20 protein-coding genes and 1 pseudogene are annotated in these 23415 nt (G+C 70.5%); 11 read left to right on the top strand and 10 right to left on the bottom strand.

What is annotated here, in order from left to right; translation table 11 throughout:
- Positions 1–183: pseudogene (locus ELQ92_RS16480) on the top strand (hypothetical protein); the annotation flags it as partial.
- 100 nt (positions 184–283) lie between these two features.
- Positions 284–595 (top strand): hypothetical protein, encoded by a 312-nt coding sequence (locus ELQ92_RS14590; protein ID WP_128500067.1) that lies wholly within the window; start codon positions 284–286, stop codon positions 593–595.
- 27 nt (positions 596–622) lie between these two features.
- On the opposite strand, the gene ELQ92_RS14595 is transcribed toward ELQ92_RS14590, so the two are convergent.
- The 6 genes from ELQ92_RS14595 to modA all read right to left on the bottom strand — a co-directional run bounded on the left by ELQ92_RS14595 (position 623) and on the right by modA (position 9603).
- Positions 623–2431, bottom strand: a complete 1809-nt coding sequence (locus ELQ92_RS14595; RefSeq protein WP_128500068.1) for a cation:proton antiporter — start codon at positions 2429–2431, stop codon at positions 623–625.
- A gap of 112 nt (positions 2432–2543) precedes the next feature.
- Positions 2544–3947 carry a dihydrolipoyl dehydrogenase gene (lpdA, locus tag ELQ92_RS14600; RefSeq protein WP_128500069.1) on the bottom strand — a complete coding sequence of 468 codons (1404 nt, stop codon included), beginning with the start codon at positions 3945–3947 and terminating at the stop codon, positions 2544–2546.
- A gap of 75 nt (positions 3948–4022) precedes the next feature.
- Complete coding sequence (locus tag ELQ92_RS14605) at positions 4023–7196, bottom strand: DEAD/DEAH box helicase (protein WP_128500070.1); 3174 nt, start codon at positions 7194–7196, stop codon at positions 4023–4025.
- A gap of 46 nt (positions 7197–7242) precedes the next feature.
- A complete protein-coding gene (locus tag ELQ92_RS14610; protein WP_128500071.1) occupies positions 7243–7977 on the bottom strand; it encodes a sulfate/molybdate ABC transporter ATP-binding protein in 735 nt (244 codons plus the stop codon).
- Positions 7974–8804 carry an ABC transporter permease gene (locus tag ELQ92_RS14615; RefSeq protein WP_243695063.1) on the bottom strand — a complete coding sequence of 277 codons (831 nt, stop codon included), beginning with the start codon at positions 8802–8804 and terminating at the stop codon, positions 7974–7976. The genes ELQ92_RS14610 and ELQ92_RS14615 overlap by 4 nt, the downstream gene beginning before the upstream one ends.
- Entirely contained in the window at positions 8794–9603 is an 810-nt protein-coding gene (modA, locus tag ELQ92_RS14620) for a molybdate ABC transporter substrate-binding protein (RefSeq protein WP_128500073.1), read from the bottom strand. Before modA ends, ELQ92_RS14615 begins: the two co-directional genes overlap by 11 nt.
- Positions 9604–9732: 129 nt before the next feature.
- Here modA and ELQ92_RS14625 point away from each other — a divergent pair, with 129 nt between their 5' ends.
- The 4 genes from ELQ92_RS14625 to ELQ92_RS14640 are packed head-to-tail and all read left to right on the top strand — an operon-like array spanning position 9733 to position 13459.
- Positions 9733–10818, top strand: coding sequence for a ThiF family adenylyltransferase (locus ELQ92_RS14625; RefSeq protein ID WP_128500074.1), 1086 nt, complete (start codon positions 9733–9735; stop codon positions 10816–10818).
- 6 nt (positions 10819–10824) lie between these two features.
- Positions 10825–12021, top strand: a complete 1197-nt coding sequence (locus ELQ92_RS14630; protein ID WP_128500075.1) for a molybdopterin molybdotransferase MoeA — start codon at positions 10825–10827, stop codon at positions 12019–12021.
- 48 nt (positions 12022–12069) lie between these two features.
- Positions 12070–13035, top strand: a complete 966-nt coding sequence (moaCB, locus tag ELQ92_RS14635; protein WP_128500076.1) for a bifunctional molybdenum cofactor biosynthesis protein MoaC/MoaB — start codon at positions 12070–12072, stop codon at positions 13033–13035.
- Positions 13028–13459: a molybdenum cofactor biosynthesis protein MoaE gene (locus ELQ92_RS14640; RefSeq protein WP_128500077.1), complete on the top strand. Its 432-nt coding sequence runs from the start codon at positions 13028–13030 to the stop codon at positions 13457–13459. The genes moaCB and ELQ92_RS14640 overlap by 8 nt, the downstream gene beginning before the upstream one ends.
- A 19-nt stretch (positions 13460–13478) precedes the next feature.
- On the opposite strand, the gene ELQ92_RS14645 is transcribed toward ELQ92_RS14640, so the two are convergent.
- On the bottom strand, positions 13479–13727 hold the full coding sequence (locus ELQ92_RS14645) for a MoaD/ThiS family protein (RefSeq protein WP_128500078.1): 249 nt from the start codon (positions 13725–13727) through the stop codon (positions 13479–13481).
- Entirely contained in the window at positions 13720–14787 is a 1068-nt protein-coding gene (gene moaA / locus ELQ92_RS14650; RefSeq protein ID WP_128500079.1) for a GTP 3',8-cyclase MoaA, read from the bottom strand. Before moaA ends, ELQ92_RS14645 begins: the two co-directional genes overlap by 8 nt.
- Positions 14788–14856: 69 nt before the next feature.
- On the opposite strand from moaA, the gene ELQ92_RS14655 reads away from it, so the two are divergent.
- The 4 genes from ELQ92_RS14655 (at position 14857) to ELQ92_RS14670 (ending at position 18244) form a co-directional block, all read left to right on the top strand.
- On the top strand, positions 14857–16488 hold the full coding sequence (locus ELQ92_RS14655; protein WP_128500080.1) for a molybdopterin-dependent oxidoreductase: 1632 nt from the start codon (positions 14857–14859) through the stop codon (positions 16486–16488).
- 91 nt (positions 16489–16579) lie between these two features.
- The gene (locus ELQ92_RS14660) at positions 16580–17173 is read left to right on the top strand and encodes a sulfite oxidase-like oxidoreductase (RefSeq protein WP_128500081.1); all 594 of its coding nucleotides are present in this window, start codon (positions 16580–16582) and stop codon (positions 17171–17173) included.
- A gap of 73 nt (positions 17174–17246) precedes the next feature.
- A complete protein-coding gene (locus tag ELQ92_RS14665) occupies positions 17247–17960 on the top strand; it encodes a ferredoxin reductase (protein WP_128500082.1) in 714 nt (237 codons plus the stop codon).
- A gap of 2 nt (positions 17961–17962) precedes the next feature.
- Positions 17963–18244, top strand: coding sequence for a DUF6510 family protein (locus ELQ92_RS14670; protein WP_128500083.1), 282 nt, complete (start codon positions 17963–17965; stop codon positions 18242–18244).
- A gap of 69 nt (positions 18245–18313) precedes the next feature.
- Here the strand turns inward: ELQ92_RS14670 and ELQ92_RS14675 are convergent, their stop codons facing one another.
- Entirely contained in the window at positions 18314–20728 is a 2415-nt protein-coding gene (locus ELQ92_RS14675; RefSeq protein ID WP_128500084.1) for an ATP-binding cassette domain-containing protein, read from the bottom strand.
- A gap of 111 nt (positions 20729–20839) precedes the next feature.
- On the opposite strand from ELQ92_RS14675, the gene ELQ92_RS14680 reads away from it, so the two are divergent.
- A complete protein-coding gene (locus ELQ92_RS14680; protein ID WP_128500085.1) occupies positions 20840–22738 on the top strand; it encodes a DEAD/DEAH box helicase in 1899 nt (632 codons plus the stop codon).
- A 48-nt stretch (positions 22739–22786) separates the two neighbouring features.
- Here ELQ92_RS14680 and ELQ92_RS14685 read toward each other — a convergent pair whose 3' ends face one another.
- Complete coding sequence (locus ELQ92_RS14685) at positions 22787–23338, bottom strand: MOSC domain-containing protein (RefSeq protein WP_128500086.1); 552 nt, start codon at positions 23336–23338, stop codon at positions 22787–22789.
- Positions 23339–23415 lie beyond the last annotated feature (77 nt).

Below are 23415 nucleotides of genomic sequence, written 5' to 3' on the forward strand. Positions count from 1 at the left end.
GGCGGCCGAACCCACGTCGACAACGGCGTCCTCCTCTGCTGGGCCCACCACCAAAACATCGACACCGGCCCCTGGCGCATCAACACGCCCAACGGCGTCCCCCACGTGAGAGGACCGGCACACGTCGAATGGACGCACGTTACGAAAGCGCGAGCACGACCACCACTCCCCGCCACAGGCTGATGAGCGGAGGAGATGCGCTCTTCTTCGTTCCGGTTGCGCTCTCGTCGTCGCGGGGTCAGGCTGGAGAGGTGGAGTCGACCCGACGAAGGAGGACGAGCGTATGAGCGACCGATCCGATCCCGACATCACGTCCGCCGGTCTCCCCCGACCAGGAGGCACTGTCGACCCGGACGCGCATCCCGCGCATCTCGAGGAGTGGCGCAGCGACGCCGTACCGCCGTCCGACGTGGACGAGGAGGCGATCATCGATGAGGAGGCGCCGGCAACCGTGCAGACGGATCGGGGCGACACGATCGTCGTGCCGGACGAGGACCGCCCCGTCGTGCTGAGCGACGAGGACGAGCTCGCCGATGACGACGAGCTCCTCACGGACGAAGACTCGATCGACGACGGCTTCGTCGACGAAGAGTGATCTCGCCGATCGTGCCCGGCCTGCCCGTCACACTTCGGGCGGTGCCCCCTGCAGTTCGATGCTGATCTGCGCGGCGTCGAGGGTCGCAAGAGCGGAATCGAGCGTTTCCGCGTCGAACGTGCCGTCATCACGGGCATCGAGAAGAGCGTCACGCTGTGCGGTGACGACGGCGAGAGCGAGAGCTCGAACCCGGGCGTGCCGCGCGACGCGCTCGCGCCCCCGAGCCGACTCGTCGGGGCGGTCGATCACGCTGTCCACCACGCTGCTGTCCGCCACGCCGTCATCCACGGCATGATCATCCACGGAACGATCATCCACGGCGCCGTATTCCGACACGGATCGCTCCCCCGCTCCGATGTCGGCTTCGGGACGACGGACGGCGGGGACGCCGTGCTCCTCTCGCACCCGGTGCGCCACGTCGGCGAGCATCGCCAGCAGCTGAGCTCGCTCAGCACGCTGCGCGTCCGGGTCAGGGCCTGCCGGCCGCAGGCGCTTCACCACGAACCCGAGCGTGCCGCCCTGCACGAGGAGCGACGACGCCGCGACGATGAAGGCCACCAGCACGAGGAGTGAGCGGTTCGGAGTGTCCGCCGGCAGGGTCTGGGCCGCCGCGAGAGTGATCGCGCCGCGCATGCCGGCCCACACGAGCACCCCGCCCTCACGCCAGCCGAGCGGCGCCGTGAGGTAGTAGTCGAAATCGGCGAGCAGTCGCCGCATCCGGATGCGCGTCCGATGCACGCGGTCTGGTCCCGCATCCTGACGGAAAGGCCAGTCGACCGGTTCGCCCGATTCGCCGAGCCTCTCGTTGAACGCTTCGATCCGCGGCTTGATGCGCTCCCTCCGCAGACGTCGACGTCGCAAGTATCCGAGCAGCGGCGCGATGACGGCCGCCCGGACGAGCATCGTGAGCAGGAGCGCCCCGAGCGCCACGATCACCGCATTGTGTACTCCCTCGTGGGCACGTTCGACGTCCTCCATGAGGGCCGAGAGCTCGAGCCCCATGATGAGGAAGATCGCACCCTCGAGGACGAGCTCCACCGTGCGCCAGTTCTGCGCGTCGGAGGCGCGGTGCTGCGGCGGGAGTCGGCGGGCGCCGCCGTGACCCGTGATGAGCCCTGCGACGACCGCGGCCACGAGGCCGGAGGCGCCGAACTCCTCGGCGGGGATCGAGGCGAGGAACGGAACGGCGAAGGAGATCGCCGTGTTCACGGTGGGATCGGTGACGCGCTGCCGCACCCACAGGTTGGCGTGTCCCACCACGAAGCCGAGGACGACGGCGACGGCGACCGCGTAGGCGAACTGCCCGACGACCTCCCAGAACGACAATGCTGCCGCGGTCGCGGCGACCGCGGAGCGGAGCAGGACGAGAGCCGTCGCATCGTTCAGAAGGCTCTCGCCCTCGAGCACGGACACGACGCGCCCGCCGACGCCGAGACGTTTGACGATCGAGGTCGCGACGGCGTCCGTCGGACTCACGATCGCCCCGAGCGCGATGCCCCACCACAACCCGAGTCCGGGGATCGCCCAGGAGAAGAACAGACCGAGGACGACCGAGGAGATCACGACGAGGACGACGGACAACCCGCCGATGGCGTTCAATTCCCGCCGGAAGTTCATCGCGGGCATCGAAACGGCCGCCGAGTACAGCAGCGGCGGCAGGATTCCCGCGAGGATCCACTCGGGGTCGACTTCGAACTCGGGAAGGATCGGCGTGAAGCTCACGACGATCCCCAGCACCACGAGGATGAGCGGGGACGCGATGCGCAGCTTCGGCCCGAGCGCCGTCGCAGCCGCGATCACGAGCAGCGCCGCGACTCCGACGATGAGGATGTCCATGCGTCCTTCCCATGCCGCCGTCGTGAAAGCGAACGGACGACCGATCGGTGACCGGCCGTCCATTCGTTCGTTGCCGCGCCGCTCCGGGACGGACCCGTCGCGCAGCGCTCGATCAGAAGTTGATCATATGACCGGTGAGCCCGTGGAAGCCCTCCTGGAGCGCCTCGCTGAGCGTCGGGTGCGTGTGCACGTTACGCGCGAGCTCGGTCGCCGTGAGGTCCCACTTCTGCGCGAGGGTCAGCTCGGGCAGGAGCTCGGACACGTCCGGGCCGATCATGTGAGCACCCAGGAGTTCGCCGTACTCGGCGTCGGCGACGAGCTTGACGAAGCCTGTGGGCTCGCCGAGGCCGTGCGCCTTGCCGTTCGCCATGAACGGGAACGACGTGACCTTGACGTCGTGCCCCTCGTCGCGCGCCTGCTGCTCGGTGAGGCCGAAGCTCGCGACCTGCGGCTGGCAGAACGTCGCACGCGGCATCATCCGGTAGTCGCCGAGCTCCTGGGTCTCCGCGTCGGCAATGGTCTCCGCCGCGACGACGCCCTGCGCCTCCGCGACGTGCGCGAGCTGCAGCTTCGCCGTGACGTCGCCGATCGCGTAGATGTGCGGCACGTTCGTCCGCATCCGACCGTCGATGGCGATGGCGCCGCGCTCGGTGAGCTTCACGCCCGTCTTGTCGAGCCCGTAGCCCTCCACGCGGGGAGCGAAGCCGACCGACATGAGGACCTTGTCTGCGGTGAGCGTGCCCGTGGAGCCGTCCTTGGCCGTGTAGGTGACCGTGACCTGCGAGCCCTCGTCCGTGACCTTCTCGACCTTGGTCGAGGTCATGATCGGGATGCCGTAGCCCTTGTACTGCTTCGTGATCTCCTTGGAGACGTCGACGTCCTCGTTCGGCAGGGCGCGGTCGAGGAACTCGACGATCGTGACCTCGACACCGTAGTTGCGCATGACGTAGGCAAACTCCATGCCGATCGCGCCGGCGCCGACGATGACGATCGAGGACGGCAGCTCACGCTCGAGGATCTGCGACTCGTAGGTCACGACGTTGTCGCTCAGCTCGACACCCGGCAGCAGTCGCACGACGGATCCCGTCGCGATGATGACGTTGTCGAACGAGATCGACGCCGTGTCGCCGTTCGAGAGGGCGACCGAGAGCGAGTGGTCGTCGGTGAACGTTCCGCGCCCGTCGAACTCGGTGATCTTGTTCTTCCGCATGAGGAAGTGGACGCCCTTGACCCGACCGTCGGCGACGGTGCGGCTGCGGTCGAACGCGACGCCGTAGTCGAACGAGACATCACCGCTCATGCCGAAGGTCTTGGCCTGGTGGGTGAAGATGTGGGCGAGCTCCGCGTTGCGCAGGAGAGCCTTCGACGGGATGCACCCGACGTTGAGGCAGACACCGCCCCAGTACTTCTCCTCGACGATCGCCACGGACTTCCCGAGCTGGGCCGCGCGAATCGCGGCGACGTAGCCGCCGGGTCCCGCTCCGAGGACGACGACGTCGAAATGCTGATCGGTCATAGTGAGTGCCTCCCGAGAAAACTGTCTGAAGCCAACTCTATTCGCGCCGCAGGCGCTTCCGGCCCACTCGGCGGCTCAGGACAACAGCTCACGGATGTCGTCGGCGTCGAGCGCCGAGGCGAACACGTCGCCGTCGTCGAGCACACTGTCGACGAGCAGGGCCTTGCGCTCCTTGAGGGCCATGACCTTGTCCTCGATCGTGTCGGTCGCGATGAGGCGGTACACCATCACGTTCTTGTCCTGACCGATGCGGTGAGTGCGGTCGATCGCCTGTTCCTCACTCGCGGGATTCCACCACGGGTCGAGCAGGAAGACGTAGTCGGCCTCGGTGAGGGTCAGTCCGAAACCCCCGGCCTTGAGGCTGATCAGGAAGACGGGGGCATTTCCGGAGCGGAAGCCGTCGACGACCGCTTGACGGTCTCGCGTCGCACCCTCGAGGGTGGTCGTCGCCATACCCTCGGCCTCGAGGCGGGACCTCACCCGATCGAGGTAGCTCGTGAACTGGCTGAAGACGAGTGCCCGGTGTCCCTCGGCGACGACCTCCCGGAGGTGATCGACGAGTCCGTCGAGCTTGCTCGACGGGACGTCCGCGTAGTCGGCGCTCACGAGGGAGGCGTCGAGCGCGAGCATGCGCAAGAGCGTGATCGAGCGGAACACGATGAACCGGTTCCGGTCGAGGTGTTCGATGAGCCCGAAGAGCTTCTGTCGCTCCCGTTGGAGGTAGAGGTCGTAGAGCTCCCGATGCTCGGGTGCGAGATCGATCGAGATCGTCTGCTCGATCTTCTCGGGCAGCTCGGGCGCGACGATCTCCTTCGTCCGGCGCAGGAGGAACGGCGCGATCCGGCGGCGGAGCCGGTCGAGGCGCTCCGCGCGGAGCGCCTCGGTGACGGCGGGAGCGCTCCCCGCGCCGACACCCGAGGTGATGCCGCCCACGGGGTCCTCGATCACGCGCACGTACTCCTGACCGAATCGACGAGCCGAGGGGAACAGGCCGGGAGAGGTGAGCGAGAGGATGGCGTGCAGTTCGGTGAGCGAGTTCTCGATCGGCGTGCCGGTCACGGCGAGGACGAACTCGGCCTCGAGGTCGCGCACGGCCTCGTGCACGAGCGACGCCTGGTTCTTGACGAACTGGGCCTCATCGAGAATGACGCCCGACCAGCCGCCGGAGACCGCCGTGCGGTAGGCCTCGGCGTCGAGGCGCAGGAGCGCGTAACTCGTCACGACGATGTGGGCTCCGCTGGCGAGGTCGGCGATCGGTGTCCCGCCCGCGGCCTCCGTCGCCGTCGCGCGCCGCACGACGAGACCCGGCGCGAAGCGAGCGGCCTCGGCCAACCAGCCGGGTGCCACCGACGTCGGGGCCACGACGAGGAACGGCCGGAACGGCGCCTCGGCATCCGCCCCCGCCGGCGCATCGGATCCGTCCACGACGTGCTGCACGAGCGCGAGGCACTGCAGCGTCTTCCCGAGCCCCATGTCGTCGGCGAGGATTCCGCCGAGCCGATGCCGCCAGAGGAAGGCGAGCCACGAGAACCCCTCGTGCTGATACGCGCGGAGGTCGGCCGCGATCCCGCTCGACACGGGGACCGCCCGAGGACGATCGCCGCGCGCCTCGTCGACGAGCGCCCGCCACTCGGCGGCGGGGACCGACTCGTCCGCGAGGTCCTCGAAGTCCGCCCACAGGCTCACGTGATGGCGGCTGATGATGGGCGCGGTCTCCCACTCGGCGAGGTCCTTCGCCTCCTCGATGAGCTCTGCGAGACGGGCGAAAGCGGGGTGCGCGAGGGACAGGTACGTGCCGTCCACGAGGAGGAGGCGCTTCCGCCCCTTCGCGAGCGCCGTGAAGAGCGGGAGGAACGGAATCGTCCGGCCGTCGACCGTCACGGTGACGCCGAGGTCGAACCAGTCGCGGCGATCGCTCGGCATCGTGGAGACGACGAGCTCCGGCTCGCCGGTGAGCCGCGTGTACGCGGGTTGGGTGCCCGTCGTCTCGACGCGCACCCGCGGTAGGAGGCGCAGACGCGGGAGCAGCTCGGTCGCGAACTCGGCGGACTCGACCCCGTCGAGCACGACGTCGAGCGGGACGGGCGCGTCGACGGTCGCCTTGTCGCGACCGTCGTTGGGCGCATCGTTGGAGGACGCGTCCTCCCCCGGCAGCCACGCCGTCGGCACGGTACCCGTCGGGAGGACCTCGTCGAGCGGAGGGATCGACCCGCCGCCGCGAGAACGCCGCCATCGCCACGACAGCTCCGTCTCGTGCCGCGTCCCGAAACGGACGCTGAGAACGAGGGTCGCCGGAGACAGGGCGGGCAGCGGGACGGAGGCGTCGTGGCTCGAGACGTCGATCCGCTCGCGCAGTCCCGGCAGGTACGTCGTGAGGAGGTCGTCGACGTCGTCACCGGGCACCAGCACCTCGGCAGCGAGCGGACCGGCACCGCGCACGATCGCGAGCTCATCGCCGGTGAGTGAGCGCTCGGTCGGCGCGATCAGGACCGCTCGCGGGTTCGCGGGATCGACGATCGACACGCCGTGGGTGCCGATCGGCCGCGCGTGTGCCAGGTCGACCTCGTCGCCGTCGATCGTGAGCAGCGGGGCGAGCCGCACACCGCCCTCAGTCCGTGCGGCATCGAGCACGAGTCGGGCGGACGCCCCGACGGTGACGCTCGACCGGGACCCCGTCCCGATGAGCGGGATACCGAGCTCGGTGGTCTGCGCGAGCATCGCCCACAGCACCGGGTTGGCGAACTCGTCGAGGAACACCATGCTCGCGTCGGGGTCGAGCGTCAGCGCCCCGACCGCGCGGTGGAGGGCCCCGAGCTCCGCGAACCAGCGGTGCTGCTCCGGGTCGAGGTTCAGGCGGTTGAGGAGGTGCGGGAGATTCGTCCACGTCATCTGGCCGCGGGCCCACCCGCGCGAGGTCTCCGCCGTCGGGCGCACGGCGAGACGGAACTCCCCGGTACCGGGCGGGTCGCCGCGCTTGACGGGCGCGCCGGCGGACCGCGATGTCGGGCCGTTCCACCGGTGGGTGCCGCGCGGTATGAGCTCACGGAGCTCGAACTGCAGTGCGAGCCGGGTGTACGGGCGGCGACCACCGGCGGTCGAACCGGAACGGGAGGAGGGCGGCTGTCCGTCCCCTGTCCCGCCGCCGTCCGAGGTGGGGTCCCCCTCCGCCGTCCGGAACGGCGCGAGCGTCGATCGCCACCCCGTCTCCGTCGCGCGGGCGTCGTCCATCGTCGCCGGCGCACTGGTCATGTGTCGATCCTGCCACCCGGCGCCGACGCCGGGGCCTCGCGACGGCTCAGTCGATCGCACGGGCCAGGAGCCGGCGCGCGTAGGGGGTCGTCGGAGCGCCGAAGATGGCGTCGACCGTCCCGGAGTGCGAGACGCGACCGCGTTCGAGGATCACGACGTCGGCGGCGAGGGCCCGGATGTCCGCGGCATCGTGCGTCACGACGACCGTCGCTCCTCGGAAGTCGGCGAGGTGCCTCCCGAGCTCGACACGCACCTCGTCGCGCACCTCGACGTCGAGGGCCGCGAGCGGCTCGTCGAGCAGGAGGACGTCGGGATCCGTGACGAGGGCGCGGGCGAGCGCGACTCGTTGTCGCTGGCCTCCGGACAACTGGTCGGGGCGTCGCTCCGCGAGGCCCGCGAGGCAGAATCGGTCGAGCCACTCCCCGGCGCGCTCCCGCGCCTCCCGCCGCCCCGCGCCCGTCGACCGCGGGCCGAAGGCGACGTTGTCGAGGACCGTGAGGTGGGGGAAGAGCAGGTAGTCCTGGAAGACCATGCCGACGCGGCGCGCTTCGGTCGGCACCCGGATCGCGGCGACGGAGTCCTCCAGCACGCGGTCGCCGATCACGACGCGTCCCGCGTCCGGGACGGTCACTCCCGCGACGCACTCGAGCAGCGTCGTCTTGCCGGCGCCGTTCGGCCCCGCGACGGCGAGCACGCGGCCGGCCGAGGCGGTCAGCGCCACGTCGAGGACGAGGTCGCCGCGGCCCAGCGTGAGCCGTACGTCGAGGTCTCCCCCGCTCATGCGCTCACTCCCGGCATCCACCGGTCGCGAAGGGCCACGAGGACCACGACGGACACGATCATGAGGACCAACGACAGTGCGATCGCCGCGTCCGGGTCGCGCTGCAGTTCGAGATACGTGGCGATGGGGAGCGTCTGCGTGACGCCGGGGAAGCTGCCGGCGAAGGTGATCGTCGCGCCGAACTCGCCGAGGGCGCGCGTGAAGCACAGCACGGCCCCGGCGCTCACGCCGGGGGCGACGAGGGGCAGGGTGACACGAAGGAAGACCGTCGCGCGCGACCCACCGAGGGTCGCGGCGACCTGCTCGAAGCGCCGGTCCGACGCGCGCACAGCCCCTTCGACGGCGAGCACGAGGAACGGCATCGCGACGAAGACCTGCGCGATCACCACGGCCGTCGTGGTGAACGGGATGGTCAAGCCCCACCACGCGTCGAGCGCACCACCGATGAGACCCCGACGCCCGAGCAGCAGGAGAAGCGCGACGCCACCGACGACCGGCGGCAACACGAGGGGCACCGTCACGAGGGCGCGGAGGACCCGTCGTGGAACCGCTGGCCAGGCGGCCGAACGCACGAGGACGAGGGCGAGAGGGATCCCGAGCACGAGGGCGATCAGGGTCGACAGGAGGGCCGTCCCGAGCGAGAGGGCGAGCGCACTCGCGATCTCGGAACGTGCGAGCAGCGCGGGCAGTCGCGCCCACGGTGCGCGTACCGCGAGCGCGACGAGTGGGAGGACGAGCAGGGCGAGCGCGATCCCGGCCGGGATCCACACGAGCGGGGCGAGACCACGGACCGACCGACCGCGGCGTCGCCCGTCGCTACGCGCCACCGAAGCCGGCCCGGTCGAGAACAGCCCGCGCGTCGTCGGACAGGACGAAGTCGGCGAACGCTGCGGCGGCCGCGGGGTTGGGGGCTTCCGTGAGCACCGCGACCGGGTACACGTTGATGGCTTCGCCCGCTCCCTCGAACGTGATGCCCTCGACCGAGTCGCCGGCGGCGATCACGTCGGTGCGGTACACGAGACCGGCATCGGCCTCTCCGAGACGCACTTTCGTCAGCACCGACTTCACGTCCTGCTCGAGGGTGTCGGGGGCCGACTCGACCCCCTCTGCCTCGAAAACAGCCGCCGTCGCGGCGCCGCACGGCACCGCCTCCTCGCACACCGCGATCGAGAGATCCGCGCGCGCGAAGTCGTCGAGTCCCGAGACGTCCCCGGGATTCCCGGCGGGCACGACGATCTGCAAGGTGTTCGAGGCGAAGGCGATCGGGCCCGAGGCGGCACCCTCGTCCTCGACCGCGGCCATGGTCGCGAGATCGGCGGAAGCGAAGACGTCGGCGGGCGCCCCCTGCAGGATCTGCTCGGAGAGCGAGGAGCTCCCCGAGAAGCTCAAGACGACGTCGACCTGCGGGTTGAGCTCCTCGAAGCGGGTCTCGAACTCGCCGAACACGTCGGTGAGGGACGCGGCGGCGAAGACCGTGACCTGTCCCGTGAGCTCGGTCGCCTCCGGTCCGGCCGGCACGGATGTCCCACCGGTGTCGGCGCCGGCGCAGCCCGCGAGTCCCAGGACGACGGCCACAGCGGTTGCTGCCCGGATGCGCGTCGCCCGAGTACTGCCGAGTGCCGTCATGGTGCCCTTCCGCGGAGCTACGTCCGTCGCGCCGATCCTACCGAGCGTTCGGCGCGGCGAAGTCGAGCGGATCGGAGAGGCTGGCGCGACCGGCTCAGGCTGCCGGCACCCGGGTGCGATAATCGCCGCATGCCCGATTCCGCCCGGTTCGCCCGCCAGATCGTGCTTCCGGGATTCGGCGAGGCCGCGCAAGACCGCCTGGGCGCGAGTCGAGTCCTCGTCGTCGGGGCCGGCGGACTCGGCAGCACCGTCATTCCGACCCTCGCGGGCGCTGGAGTGGGGACGATCGGGATCGTCGACGACGACGTCGTCGAGACGAGCAATCTCCACCGCCAGCTCGTGCACGGCGTGGCCGACGTCGGCCGGCGGAAGGTCGACTCGGCGGCGGATCGCGTCCACGCACTCGCGCCCGACGCGACGGTCGTCCGACAGAGCGAGCGCCTCACGGCGGCGAACGCGCTATCCGTCCTCGCCGATTACGACCTCGTGGTCGACGGCAGCGACAACTTCCCCACCCGCTACCTCGTCAACGACGCGGCGACGATCCTCAACCTCCCGCTCGTGTGGGGAGCCGTCTCCCAGTACGGGGGCCAGGTCGGCGTGAGCTGGGCGTCTCGCGGGCCGCAGTACCGGGACCTGTTCCCGACGCCGCCCCCTCCGGGCTCGGTGCTCTCGTGCGCGGTCGGCGGCGTGCTTCCGACGACGGTCGGCGTCGTCGGCTCCCTCATGGCGACCGAGGTGATCAAGATCATCACGGGCGTCGGCACGCCGCTCATCGGACGGGTGACGGTCTTCGACGGCCTGAGCGGCGGGTTCCGTGAGCTCTCCTACGCGGCCGACCCGGACGCCGCGCCGATCACGGGCCTGGTCGACTACGACGCCTTCTGCGGCCTCGCCCCGGTCGACGCCGCGACGAGCGTTTCGGCGGAGGACCTCGCGACGCGCCTCGACGCCGTGACGCTCGTCGATGTGCGCGAGCCGTGGGAGGCCAGCATCGCGCGGCTCCCGGGCGCCGTCCTGCTCCCACTCGGAGAGCTGCAGGGGCGTCTCGGTGAGATCGACACGTCGCGCCCCGTCGTCGTCTATTGCCACAAGGGAATCCGATCGGCGGCGGCGCGCGAACAGTTGGAGGGGAACGGGATCTCCGCGGTGCACCTCGACGGCGGAATCGACGCCTGGTCCCGGCTCGTCGACCCGTCGATCGTGAGGTACTGAACCGCCATGGCGTCCTTCCACCGCCGCTCCGTCGAGGAGCACGTCGCCCGCATCGCGGAGCTGCTCGCCCCCGCACTCGAGCCCCGCGAGGAGCTCGTGAAGCTCGACGACGCCCTCGGTCGCGTCACGGCGAGTAGCGTCGCGTCCCCCGTGGACCTGCCGCTCTTCCGCAACTCCCAGATGGACGGGTTCGCCGTCGTCGCGGCCGACGTAGCCGACGTCCCCGTGACACTGCCCGTCGTCGGCGAGGTCTCGGCCCGGGCCGCCGAGCCGGACGCGCTGCATCCCGGGACGGTCGTGCGGATCATGACGGGCGCCGTCGTGCCCGACGGTGCCGACGCCGTCGTGCCCGTCGAGGACGCCCGGGTCGTCGGCACCGACTCCATCTCGATCGACCGTGCCCGGGCCCGCGGGGACTACGTGCGTGAGCGCGGCAGCGACGTCCGTGTCGGCGATGAACTGCTGCCGGAGGGCGTCAGCCTGGCGTCCCGCCACCTCGCGGTCCTCGCCGCGGCCGGTATCGAGACGGTCTCCGTGCGCGCCGGCACCCGCGTCGCCGTCATCACGACGGGGGCGGAACTCGTCGCCCCCGGTGCCGACCCTCGCCCCGGGCAGGTGTTCGACTCCAACGGGACGGCGCTCGTGGCCGCGGTGCGCGCCGCGGGAGCCGAGGTCGTCGCGCGGCACCGTGTCGCCGACGATCACGACGAATTCCGCCGAGCCCTCGACGCCGCGACGGTCGCCGCCGATCTCGTCGTGACGTCCGGTGGCATCTCGATGGGCGATTACGAGGTCGTCCGCGAGACGCTCGAGCCCCTCGGCGCCGACGTCGGTTCCGTCGCGATGCAGCCCGGCGGTCCACAGGCTGTCGCGACGGTCGACGGCACCCCGGTCGTCTGCTTCCCCGGGAACCCCGTGAGCACGCAAGTGTCGTTCGAGGTGTTCGTCGCCCCGCTGCTCCGTCGGGCGGCGGGACGACCGGAGCGGGTGGTCGCCCGGCGGCCGCTCGCGGCGGATCTGACCTCGGTCCCGGGCAAGCGGCAGTTCCTCAGGGGACGGATCGACGGCGACCACGTGTCGCTCGTCTCCGGCCCCGGCTCCCACCTCGTGGCGGCTCTCGCGGCCGCGGACGTCCTCGTCATCGTTCCGGAGGACGTCACGGCGCTCCGCGCGGGCGACCTCGTCGCGACCTGGGCGCTGTGAGGCGGGCTGACGCACAATGACGATAAACGACGTGACAGCATGAACGACATGACCGACGCCCCTCCCTCCGCGCTCACCCACCTCGACTCCGACGGACGCGCCCGCATGGTCGACGTCGGCGGCAAGGACGTCACCGACCGGACGGCGACCGCCTCTGCGCGCTTCCTCACGCGCCCCGACGTCGTCGCGCTCGTGCGGGCCGACGACCTGCCGAAGGCCGACGTGCTCGCGACGGCCCGCATCGCCGGCATCCAGGGCGCCAAACGGACGAGCGATCTCATCCCCCTGTGCCACCCCCTCGATCTCTCCTCGGTGTCCGTGGACTTCGATTTCGACGAGTCGTCGATCGTCGTCTCGGCCACCGCGAAGACCCGGGGGCGGACGGGCGTCGAGATGGAGGCGCTCACGGCCGTCGCGATCGCGGGGCTCACGCTCCACGACATGGTCAAGGCCGTCGACCCCGAGGCGATCCTCGACGACCTCAAGCTCGTCGAGAAGACCGGCGGCAAGCGCGGTCACTGGACACGGAACGCCGTCCGCGCCGGGACCGCTGCCGTCCTCGTCGCGTCGACCGCGGGAGCGGCGGGCGAGCGCGAGGACACGACGGGGCCCCTGATCGCGGCGTGGCTCTCCGACCAGGGCTACGCGGTGGACAGCGTCCGGATCGTTGCGGACGCCGACGTCGCTTCGGCGCTGGACGACCTCGTGGCGAGCGCCCCCGCCGTGATCGTCACGACGGGGGGCACGGGCATGTCGCCCACCGACCGCACGCCCGAGGCGACCCGTCGACTCCTCGACCGTGAACTCCCGGGCGTCGCGGAGGCGATCCGCGCCGCGGGTGCGGCGAAGACCCCGACGGCCGCGCTCAGTCGCGGCCTCGCGGGGACGTCGGGCGGGACGGTCATCGTGAACCTGCCCGGTTCCCGCGGCGGCGTGGCCGACGGACTCGGCGTCCTCGACGGGCTGCTCGACCACCTCGTCGCCCAGATCGCCGGAGGGGGCGCGCATGAGTGACGCGCTTCAACTCATCCGCTCGCTCGACCTCATCAGCGACGTCGACATCGATGTCGCCGCCGTCGAGAACGCCGTGCTGACCGACCACGACGGCGCCCTCGTGACGTTCCGCGGCATCGTCCGGAATCACGACCACGGCGAGTCGGTGTCCGCGCTCGATTACCAGGCTCATCCTGAGGCCGCCCGCTTCCTCGCCGAGTGCTGCGAGACGATCACGCGCGAGACCGGCGTGCGCGTCGTCGCGGTGCACCGGGTCGGTTCCCTCGTCGTCGGCGATACGGCCCTCGTCGCGGCCGCCGCCGCCGCCCACCGCCACGAGGCGTTCGACGCGTGCGAGCGGCTCGTCGATCTCATCAAGAAGACCGTCCCGATCTGGAAGCGACAGCACCTCGCCGACGGCGCGACGGAGTGGGTCGGGCTCTAGCCTCGCCCGGTCGGAGTTCTCAGCCGCCGGCGAAGGGCGGAAGGACGTCGACGCGTGCGCCGAGTGAGCGGGCGTCATCGCGGCTCACGACTCCGTCGACGAGGAACGAGCCGGACGCGAGCACGCGGGCCATCGCATCGCCGTAGCGGTCGACGAGGAGCCTCCGGAGCTCGCCGACGGTCCCGGCCGCGACGATGCTCTCCTCCTCGCGCCCCGCGGCTTCGGCCGCCGCCGCGAAGTAACGTACGAGCACCGCACCCTCAGCCACCGATCGCCCCCATGCTCCGGACGGGCCGGACGAAGTCGGCCGACGCCATCCCGTGTCCCGCTTGCTTGCCCCACATGGCGGCGCGCCAGCGGTCCGCGATCTCGGCGTCGTCCGCTCCTCCGCGCAGCAGCCCGCGGAGGTCGGTCTCGTCGTCGCCGAAGAGGCACGAGCGGACGGTGCCCTCCGCCGTCAACCGCGTGCGGTCGCACGTCTCGCAGAACGCACGCGTCACCGAGGCGATGATGCCGACGGTCGCGGGGCCCCCGTCGACGAGCCACTCCTCGGCGGGCGCCGATGGGTCCTCGCGGTGCGGGTCGGTGAGGGTGAACCGCGAGCCGAGCACCGCGAGCAGCTCGGCGGCGTCGACCATGTTGTCGCGCGCCCACGCCTCGTCGGCGTCGAGCGGCATCTGCTCGATGAAGCGCAGCCTCACTCGGTTCTCGAGCGCCCACGCGAGCAGATCGGTCGCGCCGGCGAGCGTGTCGCGCATGAGGACCGCATTGATCTTGAGCGGCGTGAGTCCCGCGCGCTTGGCCGCCTCGATGCCCGCGAACACGGCCGGGAGCCGGTCCCGGCGCGTGAGCCGGGCGAAGTGGTCGCGGTCGACGGTGTCGAGGGAGATGTTGACCCGCGTGAGACCCGCTGCCATCAACTCGCCGATGCGCTTGTCGAGACCGATCCCGTTCGTCGTGAGGGAGATCGAGGCGCCGAGCGCGACGGCCGAACTCTTGGCGAGGATCTCGGCGAGGTCGGCGCGCATGAGCGGCTCACCCCCCGTGAACCTCACATCGTGTACGCCGAGGTCGCGCGCGGCGATCCCGACGAGGCGCGCGATCTCGTCGGGCGTGAGGAGGTCGTTCCGGGCGATCGGCGGAAGGCCCTCCTCGGGCATGCAATAGGTGCAGCGGAGCGAGCACTTCTCGGTGATCGAGACCCGGAGGTCGCGCGCGACACGACCGAAGCGGTCGACGAGACCGTCGGTCTCGGGGCGTCCGGTGGTGTCGGGACGCACGTCGGGTGCACGCCGGATGCCGGGGAGTCCGAGCGCGATACTCGTCATGACTTCACCCTAGTTCCGATGCGGTCGGCCCGGGGCAGCGACCCAGCCTCGAGGACTACCATGACCGCCATGTCGACTCGCAGTCCGGAGCGCCCCAGCCCACCCGCGGCGACGCGCGCCTCGTCGAGGAACCCGACCCCCCGCCCGGTTGTCCTCGCCGGCGCCGTCGGGCTGCTGTCAGCCCTCGTGACCCTCGCAATCGCGGAGCTCGTCGCCCTCATGGTGGATCCGGCCTCGAGCCCCCTGCTCGTGGTGGGCTCGCTCGTGATCGATCTCGTGCCCTCATGGGTCAAAGACCTCGTGATCGCGCTCTTCGGAACCAATGACAAGATCGTCCTCCTCCTCGTTCTCGCCGTCCTCGTTGCGGCTCTCGCCGTCGTGGCCGGCCTCCTCGAGTGGCGCCGGTCCCCTTGGGGTACCGTCCTGCTCGCGGTCGTCGGGGCCGTGGCCGTCGTGGCCGCGACGACCCGGTCGGGGGCGACCGGGATGTGGGCGAGCCCGACGATCGTCGGCGTCGGCGCCGGCGTCCTCGTCCTCCGCGTCGGTTCGGAGCGACTGCGCGCGTGGATCGGCGACGGGGACGCCGATGTGCTCGGGGCGCACCCGGACCCGTCCCTCGCCGACACAGCGGTGAGCCGCCGCCGATTCCTCGTCTTCACCGGCGCGACCGCCGTGGGCGCGGTGCTCGTCGGCGTCGGGGCACGCGTCGCGAACGCCGCCTCGGCGGCCGCCGGCGCCGCCCGCCGCACTTTGCGCCTCCCGTCGGCGGTCTCGCCTGCCGCGCCGATCCCCGCGGCAGCGGATCTCGGGATCCCCGGGCTCTCCCCTGTGGTGACTCCGAACACCGACTTCTACCGCATCGACACCGCGCTGCAGGTCCCGAGCATCGACCCGTCCGAATGGAGCCTCCGCGTCTTCGGCGAGGTCGAGGAGGAGTTCGAGCTCACCTTCGACGAACTCCTCGAACTGCCCATGCAGGAGAGCGTCGTCACGCTCGCGTGCGTCTCGAACGAGGTGGGCGGCGATCTGATCGGCAACGCCGTCTGGCTCGGCTACCCGCTCCGCGAGTTGCTCGCCCGTGCCCGCCCGCGGGAAGGCGCCGACATGGTGCTCTCCCGCAGCATCGACGGCTTCACGGCGGGCACTCCCCTCTCGGTGTTGCAGGAGGAGGACCGCGACAGCCTCATCGCCGTGGGGATGAACGGCGAGCCGCTGCCCCTCGAGCACGGCTTCCCCGCTCGGCTCGTCGTCCCCGGGCTCTACGGCTACGTGTCGGCGACGAAGTGGGTCACATCGCTCGAGATCACTCGCTTCTCCGACGCCAGCGCCTACTGGACCGACCGCGGCTGGTCGGCCCAGGGACCCGTGAAGACGCAGTCGCGCATCGATGTGCCGACGAACCGCGCCCGCGTCCCCGCCGGCCGGGTCGCCGTCGCCGGGGTCGCCTGGGCGCAGCACACGGGTATCGACCGCGTGGAGGTCCGCATCGACGACCAGGCGTGGGCTCCCGCTCGACTCGCGACGCCGATCTCCGCGGACACCTGGGTCCAGTGGGTCTTCGAGTGGGACGCGCCCGCCGGCGACCACCGCCTCCAGGTGCGGGCGACGGACTCGGACAGCACGACGCAAGGTGAGCGGTCCGTCCCGGTCGTCCCCGATGGCGCGGAGGGCTGGCACACGATCGAGGTCACGGTCGCCTGACCCCCGAAGCCGCTCGCCCCGATGCTGGTCGCGGACGCCTCCCGCTCAGTACGATGAGCGCACGAGCGTCGCCGACGAGTGGAGGATCGACATGGCCGTGTTCAGTCGTGGATTCGGAGGGCGGGCTCGCGAGAGCGCACCCGACCTGCCGCCCGGTCAGTTCCTGACCGAGGACTTCCCCGTCCTCTCGGCCGGTCCGACGCCGGAGATATACACCGCCGAGTGGTCGTTCTCGATCCGCACTGAGACGGGCGCGCAGCACACGTGGGACTGGGAGCAGTTCCGAGCGCTGCCGTCCGAGCTCGTCTCGACCGACATCCACTGCGTGACGCGCTGGTCGAAGCTCGGCACGTCGTGGCGCGGCGTCTCCCTCGACACCCTCTTCGAGGAGGTCGAGTCGAGCTACGACTACGTCATGGCCCACTCCTACGGCGGCTACACGACGAACCTCCCCCTCGAGGACCTGCTCGACGGGAAGGCGTGGATCGCGTACGAGTTCGACGGCGAAGACCTCGACCCGGAGCACGGCGGGCCCGCCCGTCTCCTCGTCCCGCACCTGTACTTCTGGAAGAGCGCGAAGTGGGTGCGCGGTCTCGTCATGATGAAGGACGACGAACCGGGATTCTGGGAGCAGAACGGCTACCACACGTACGGCGACCCCTGGCAGGAGCAGCGGTACTGGTGAGCACGCTTCACGACACCGAGCTCCGCGACACCGGGCCCCACGACACCGCGCTTCACGACGCGGTGACCGAGCGGTGACGGACTGGAAGGTCGGGACGGTCACGGACACGCGAACGGAGACTCCGACGGGACGCAGCATCACCATCTCCGTCGACGGCTGGCCCGGCAACCTCGCCGGCCAGCACCTCGACCTGCGCCTCACAGCCCCCGACGGCTACCAGGCGGTCCGCTCGTATTCCATCGCGAGTGTTGGAGACGGGAGCACCGTGGAGCTCGCCGTCGATCGGTTCCCCACGGGCGAGGTCTCTCCGTACCTCGTGGACGACGTGCTCCCCGGCGACCAGCTCGAGGTGAAGGGCCCGCTCGGCCGGTGGTTCGTGTGGACGCCGGAGGACACGCGGCCGATCCAGCTCGTGGCGGGCGGTTCGGGCATCGTCCCGCTCATCGCCATGGCCCGCGCCCACGCGATGTCCGGGAGCACCACGGCGTTCCGGCTGCTGTACTCGGTGCGCACGCCCGAGGATCGCTTCTTCGCCGACGAACTCGCGTCCCTCGAATCGGAGACCTTCCACGTCGATTACGTCTACACGCGATCGACCCCGGCCGACTGGCCGACTCCGCCCCGGCGCGTCACGCGCGACGTCATCGAGGCCCTGACGATCTCGGCCGCCGATGCACCCGGCGTGTTCGTGTGCGGCCCCACGGGGTTCGTCGAGGCCGTCGCCCGCGCCCTCGTCGAACTCGGCCACGATCCGCAGTCCGTCAAGACCGAACGGTTCGGAGGCTGACCATGACGAGTCACGTGGACGGCAACGCCCTCGCCGGATCGCTGTCGGAGATCTTCCGCACCGACATGACAACCGCCGTGTGCTGTTGCGGCGGCTGCGGCGACACGACGACCATCGCGACGGAGATGGTCTACGGGACGGACGCGCTCGCGCACGGCTCGATCGTGCGCTGCCGCTCGTGCGACGACGTCCTCATCACCCTCGTCGACACACCGGAACGCACGGTCGTGCGCTTCCCCGGCATCACGACACTCACCGTCGACCGCGAGACCCCGCCCGCCTGAGCGCTCACTCCCCTCGCCTTTGGGCTGTCATATATCCGCGGTCGAACCGCCCTCGTGGCGCGTGCTCGCTCAGGCTCCGACGTAGGCGGCGAGATGCTCGCCCGTGAGGGTGGAGCGCGCGGCGACGAGGTCGGCGGGAGTGCCCTCGAAGACGATCGACCCGCCGTCATGGCCGGCCCCCGGCCCCACGTCGATAATCCAGTCGGCATGCGCCATGACGGCCTGGTGGTGCTCGATGACGATGACGGAGGTGCCCGACTCAACGAGGCGATCGAGCAGGCCGAGGAGGTTCTCGACGTCGGCGAGGTGGAGGCCCGTCGTGGGCTCGTCGAGGATGTAGACGCGTCCCTTCTCGCCCATGTGCGTCGCGAGCTTGAGACGCTGACGCTCGCCGCCCGAGAGCGTCGTGAGGGGCTGCCCGAGGCTCACGTAGCCGAGCCCCACATCGGCAAGCCGATCGAGGATCGCGTGCGCCGCCGGCGTGCGGGCCTCGCCGCTGCCGAAAAACGACTCCGCCTCGGCGACCGACATCGCGAGCACCTCGCTGATGTCCTTCCCGCCGAGCGTGTACTCGAGCACGGACGCCTGGAAGCGCTTGCCCTCGCACACCTCGCACGTCGACGCGACGCTCGCCAGGACGCCGAGGTCGGTGTAGATGACGCCGTTGCCGTTGCAGTTGGGGCACGCACCCTCCGAGTTGGCGCTGAAGAGAGCAAGCTTGACGCCGTTGGCCTTCGCGAATGCCTTCCGGATGGGCTCGAGCAGACCCGTATACGTCGCGGGGTTGCTGCGCCGGGACCCCTTGATGGCGCCCTGGTCGATCGAGACAACGCCCTCGCGCCCCGCGATCGAGCCGTGCACGAGCGAACTCTTGCCGGAGCCCGCGACACCCGTCACGACCGTGAGGACGCCGAGAGGAACGTCGAGGTCGACGTTTCGCAGGTTGTTCGCCGACGCTCCCCGCACCTCGAGCACACCCGTCGGGGTCCGTACCGTCTCCTTGAGGGAGGCGCGGTCGTCGAGGTGCCGGCCCGTCAGCGTGTCGCTCGCGCGCAGCCCCTCGACGGTTCCCTCGAAGCAGATCTCGCCGCCGTGGACGCCCGCACCCGGGCCGAGATCGACGACGTGGTCGGCGATCGCGATCGCCTCGGGCTTGTGCTCCACGACGAGCACGGTGTTCCCCTTGTCACGCAGACGCAGGAGCAGTTCGTTCATGCGTTGGATGTCGTGCGGGTGCAGACCGATCGTGGGCTCGTCGAAGACGTACGTGACGTCCGTGAGCGAGGACCCGAGGTGACGGATCATCTTCGTGCGCTGCGCCTCGCCGCCGGAGAGCGTCCCGGCCGGCCGGTCGAGCGAGAGATAGCCGAGCCCGATCGAGACGAACGAGTCGAGCGTGTCGGACAGCGCCGCGAGGAGGGGGGCGACGGAGGGCCCGTCGAGCGCACGCACCCAGTCGGCGAGGTCGCTGATCTGCATCGCGCTCGCCTCGGCGATGTTGATGCCGCGGATGCGCGACGACCGTGCGCCCTCATTGAGCCGGGTCCCGCCGCACTCCGGGCACGTCGCGAACGTCACCGCACGGTCGACGAAGGCCCGGATGTGCGGCTGCATCGCCTCCCTGTCCTTCGAGAGCATCGACTTCTGCAGCTTCGGGACGAGGCCCTCGTAGGTCATATTGATGTCCGAGACGCGCACCTTCACGGGCTCCTTGTAGAGGAGGTCGTGGCGCTCCTTCTCGGTGAAGTCGCGGATGGGCTTGTCCGGGTCGAAGAAACCGGAACCCGTGTAGATCTTCACGCCCCAGCCGTCGGCGGTGTAGCCGGGAATCGTGATAGCGCCCTCGTTGAGCGACTTCGACTCGTCGTAGATCTGGGTGAGGTCGATGTCGTTGACCTTGCCCATGCCTTCGCAGCGCGGGCACATGCCGCCCGTGATGGAGAAGTCGCGGCGCTCCTTCGTCGTGACGCCGGCCTTCTCGAAGGTCACGGCGCCGGCGCCCGAGATCGAGGCGACGTTGAACGAGAACGCCTGCGGAGCGCCGATGTGCGGCTCCCCGAGCCGACTGAAGAGGATGCGGAGGAGGGCACCCGTGTCGGTCGCGGTGCCGACGGTCGAGCGGACGTTCGCTCCCATGCGCTCTTGGTCCACGAGGATCGCCGTCGTCAGCCCTTCGAGCACGTCGACGTCGGGGCGCGACTGGCTCGGCATGAAGCCCTGCACGAACGAGCTGTACGTCTCGTTGATCATGCGCTGCGACTCGGCCGCGATCGTCGCGAACACGAGGGAGCTCTTCCCCGAGCCCGAGACGCCCGTGAACACCGTGAGCCGGCGCTTCGGCAGGTCGACGGAGACGTTCTTGAGGTTGTTCTCGCGCGCGCCGACGACCCGGATCAGGTCGTGACGATCGGCGGGGTGCCGGCCGTCGAAAGGGGCGGCAGGCTCGGCGTGCGTTGCGGAAGAGGTACCAGGCATCGTCGACATGATCAGATGCTAGCGACGAGCACCGTCATCGCGCGCTCGATTCTCCCCATTCACGTTCCGCCCTCTCGACGAACGGTCGGCCGATCGGCGGGCACCGAGTACCCTTAAAGGATGACTTCCCTTCAGGACACGACGGAGCCGGGCGACGCGGCGTCGACGGACACCGCGAACGCCGCCGCCGAGCAGGCCCCCGAGACCCAGACGTTCGCCGACCTCGGACTCGCCGACACCGTCCTGAAGGCCGTCAAGGACCTCGGGTACGAGACCCCGTCGGCCATCCAGGCCGCCACCATCCCGACGCTGCTCGAGGGGCGCGACGTCGTCGGCCTCGCGCAGACCGGTACCGGCAAGACGGCCGCGTTCGCGCTCCCGATCCTCTCGCGCCTCGACACGTCGCAGAAGAAGCCGCAGGCCCTCGTGCTCGCGCCGACCCGTGAACTCGCCCTGCAGGTGTGCGAGGCCTTCGAGAGCTACGCGGCCCACCTCCGGGGCGTGCACGTCCTCCCCGTCTACGGCGGGCAGGCGTACGGCGTGCAACTCTCCGCGCTCCGTCGCGGGGTGCATGTCGTCGTCGGCACCCCCGGCCGCATCATGGACCACCTCGAGAAGGGCACCCTCGACCTCTCGGAGCTCAAGTACCTCGTGCTCGACGAGGCGGACGAGATGCTGCGAATGGGCTTCGCGGAAGATGTCGAGACGATCCTCGCCGACACCCCGTCAAACAAGCAGGTCGCACTGTTCTCCGCGACGATGCCGGCGCAGATCCGCCGCATCTCGCAGAAGTACCTCAACGACCCCGAAGAGATCACCGTCAAGAGCAAGACGACGACCTCCTCGAACACGACGCAGCGCTACCTCGTCGTCTCCTACCCGCAGAAGGTCGACGCACTCACGCGCATCCTCGAGGTCGAGAACTTCGAGGCGATGATCGTCTTCGTGCGGACGAAGAGCGAGACCGAGACGCTCGCCGAGAAGCTGCGCGCCCGCGGCTACACGGCCGCAGCCATCAGCGGAGACGTCGCGCAGGCCCAACGCGAGCGCACCGTCAACCAGTTGAAGTCGGGCAGGCTCGACATCCTCGTGGCGACGGACGTGGCCGCTCGCGGACTCGACGTCGACCGCATCAGCCACGTCGTCAATTACGACCTCCCGATCGACACCGAGTCGTACGTGCACCGCATCGGCCGCACGGGCCGCGCGGGTCGCACGGGCGACGCGATCAGCTTCGTCACGCCGCGCGAGCGCCGCATGCTCACCTCGATCGAGAAGGCGACGCGCCAGCCGCTCACGCAGATGCGCCTCCCCACGGCCGACGACGTCAACGCGACGCGCCTCTCGCGCTTCGACGACCAGATCACTGCGGCGCTCGGACAGACGGAGGGCATCGACCGGTTCCGCGACATCATCGGCCATTACGTCTCGCACCACGACGTGCCCGAAGCCGACGTCGCCGCAGCCCTCGCGGTCGTCGCGCAAGGCGACGAGCCCCTCCTGCTCGACCCGAACCAGGACCGCTCCGAGAGCTTCACCGAACGTCGCGACCGTCCCGAGCGCGGCGACCGCGAGCACCGCTTCGGCGGCGGCAGCCGTTTCGGCGGGGATGACCGGCCGGAGCGGCGGCAGCGCCCGTCGAGCGGACCGATGGCGACGTACCGCATCGCGGTCGGGCGCCGTCAGCGCGTCGAGCCCCGCCAGATCGTGGGAGCCCTCGCGAACGAGGGCGGCCTCAGCCGGGAGGACTTCGGGATGATCGACATCCGGCCGGACTTCTCCCTCGTGGAGCTCCCGGCGAACCTCTCGGAGGACAAGCTCGCGAAGCTCGCCGAGACGCGCATCAGCGGCAAGCTCATCGAGTTGCGTCCCGACCGCGGTGCGCCGGGCAAGCGTCCGCGCACCGACGCCCCGCGCGGCGGCGACCGTGGCGGTTTCCGCGACCGGAACGACGACCGCGGCGGCGACCGGCGTGGTGGCTTCCGCGACGACCGCCCGGAGCGCAAGCCGCGCTACTGAGCGCAGGCGACCGACTCGAGCCCCTCACGACCCGTCAGCATCTCCGGATCAGACGGTCGAGAGGGGCTCGTGCGGTTCGGGCGGGAGGACGACGGTGATCCCGTCGCCCGGGCGGATGGTGCCGCCGGAGCGAACGACGGCCATGACGCCCGTGCGGCGCTCGACGGCGCCGCCGTCGTCGACGCGGATGCACGCCTTCATGAGTCCGTCCTGGAAGCGGTCGATCTGCACGCAGGGGTTCCGGAGCCCCGTGATCTCGACGCTCGCCTCGTCTCCGAGATGCAGGACCGTGCCGCGCGGGAGGTCGAGGAGTTCGACGCCGGTCGTCGTCACATTCTCGCCCAGCTGACCGGGCGCCACGGAGAAGCCCTCGTCGAACAGCTCGGCGAAGAGCTCGCTGTGGATGAGGTGCACCTGCCGGAGGTTCGGCTCGTCCTTGTGCCAGCGCTTCCGCGAGCGATGCTGGACGGTGGTCCCGGCATGGGCGTCGCCCTCGACACCGAGCCCTTCGAGGAGGACGATCTCGGCGGCCGTCGGCTTGCTGAAGTGGTGGCCGCGATCGAGACTCACGGAGACGACGGCCGGCGCTGCGGGACTCATGAATCGATTCTGCCCGCTGCGCTGCTTCGTCGCGCTCGGACACACCTCCCGAGCACCGAGCGACCACATCCGAGTAC

The sequence above is a fragment of the Labedella populi genome, assembly GCF_004078655.1.
Lineage (GTDB): Bacteria > Actinomycetota > Actinomycetes > Actinomycetales > Microbacteriaceae > Labedella > Labedella populi.

Coding starts and splice junctions, on each gene's coding strand:
- ELQ92_RS14640 (WP_128500077.1), top strand. CDS start 13,028: ATGAGTGACGCGCTTCAACTCATCCGCTCGCTCGACCTCATCAGCGAC.
- ELQ92_RS14595 (WP_128500068.1), bottom strand. CDS start 2,431: ATGGACATCCTCATCGTCGGAGTCGCGGCGCTGCTCGTGATCGCGGCT.
- ELQ92_RS14655 (WP_128500080.1), top strand. CDS start 14,857: ATGTCGACTCGCAGTCCGGAGCGCCCCAGCCCACCCGCGGCGACGCGC.
- ELQ92_RS14590 (WP_128500067.1), top strand. CDS start 284: ATGAGCGACCGATCCGATCCCGACATCACGTCCGCCGGTCTCCCCCGA.
- ELQ92_RS14670 (WP_128500083.1), top strand. CDS start 17,963: ATGACGAGTCACGTGGACGGCAACGCCCTCGCCGGATCGCTGTCGGAG.
- lpdA (WP_128500069.1), bottom strand. CDS start 3,947: ATGACCGATCAGCATTTCGACGTCGTCGTCCTCGGAGCGGGACCCGGC.
- moaCB (WP_128500076.1), top strand. CDS start 12,070: ATGACCGACGCCCCTCCCTCCGCGCTCACCCACCTCGACTCCGACGGA.
- ELQ92_RS14680 (WP_128500085.1), top strand. CDS start 20,840: ATGACTTCCCTTCAGGACACGACGGAGCCGGGCGACGCGGCGTCGACG.
- ELQ92_RS14675 (WP_128500084.1), bottom strand. CDS start 20,728: ATGTCGACGATGCCTGGTACCTCTTCCGCAACGCACGCCGAGCCTGCC.
- ELQ92_RS14625 (WP_128500074.1), top strand. CDS start 9,733: ATGCCCGATTCCGCCCGGTTCGCCCGCCAGATCGTGCTTCCGGGATTC.
- ELQ92_RS14605 (WP_128500070.1), bottom strand. CDS start 7,196: ATGACCAGTGCGCCGGCGACGATGGACGACGCCCGCGCGACGGAGACG.
- ELQ92_RS14660 (WP_128500081.1), top strand. CDS start 16,580: ATGGCCGTGTTCAGTCGTGGATTCGGAGGGCGGGCTCGCGAGAGCGCA.
- ELQ92_RS14630 (WP_128500075.1), top strand. CDS start 10,825: ATGGCGTCCTTCCACCGCCGCTCCGTCGAGGAGCACGTCGCCCGCATC.
- moaA (WP_128500079.1), bottom strand. CDS start 14,787: ATGACGAGTATCGCGCTCGGACTCCCCGGCATCCGGCGTGCACCCGAC.
- ELQ92_RS14610 (WP_128500071.1), bottom strand. CDS start 7,977: ATGAGCGGGGGAGACCTCGACGTACGGCTCACGCTGGGCCGCGGCGAC.
- ELQ92_RS14685 (WP_128500086.1), bottom strand. CDS start 23,338: ATGAGTCCCGCAGCGCCGGCCGTCGTCTCCGTGAGTCTCGATCGCGGC.
- modA (WP_128500073.1), bottom strand. CDS start 9,603: ATGACGGCACTCGGCAGTACTCGGGCGACGCGCATCCGGGCAGCAACC.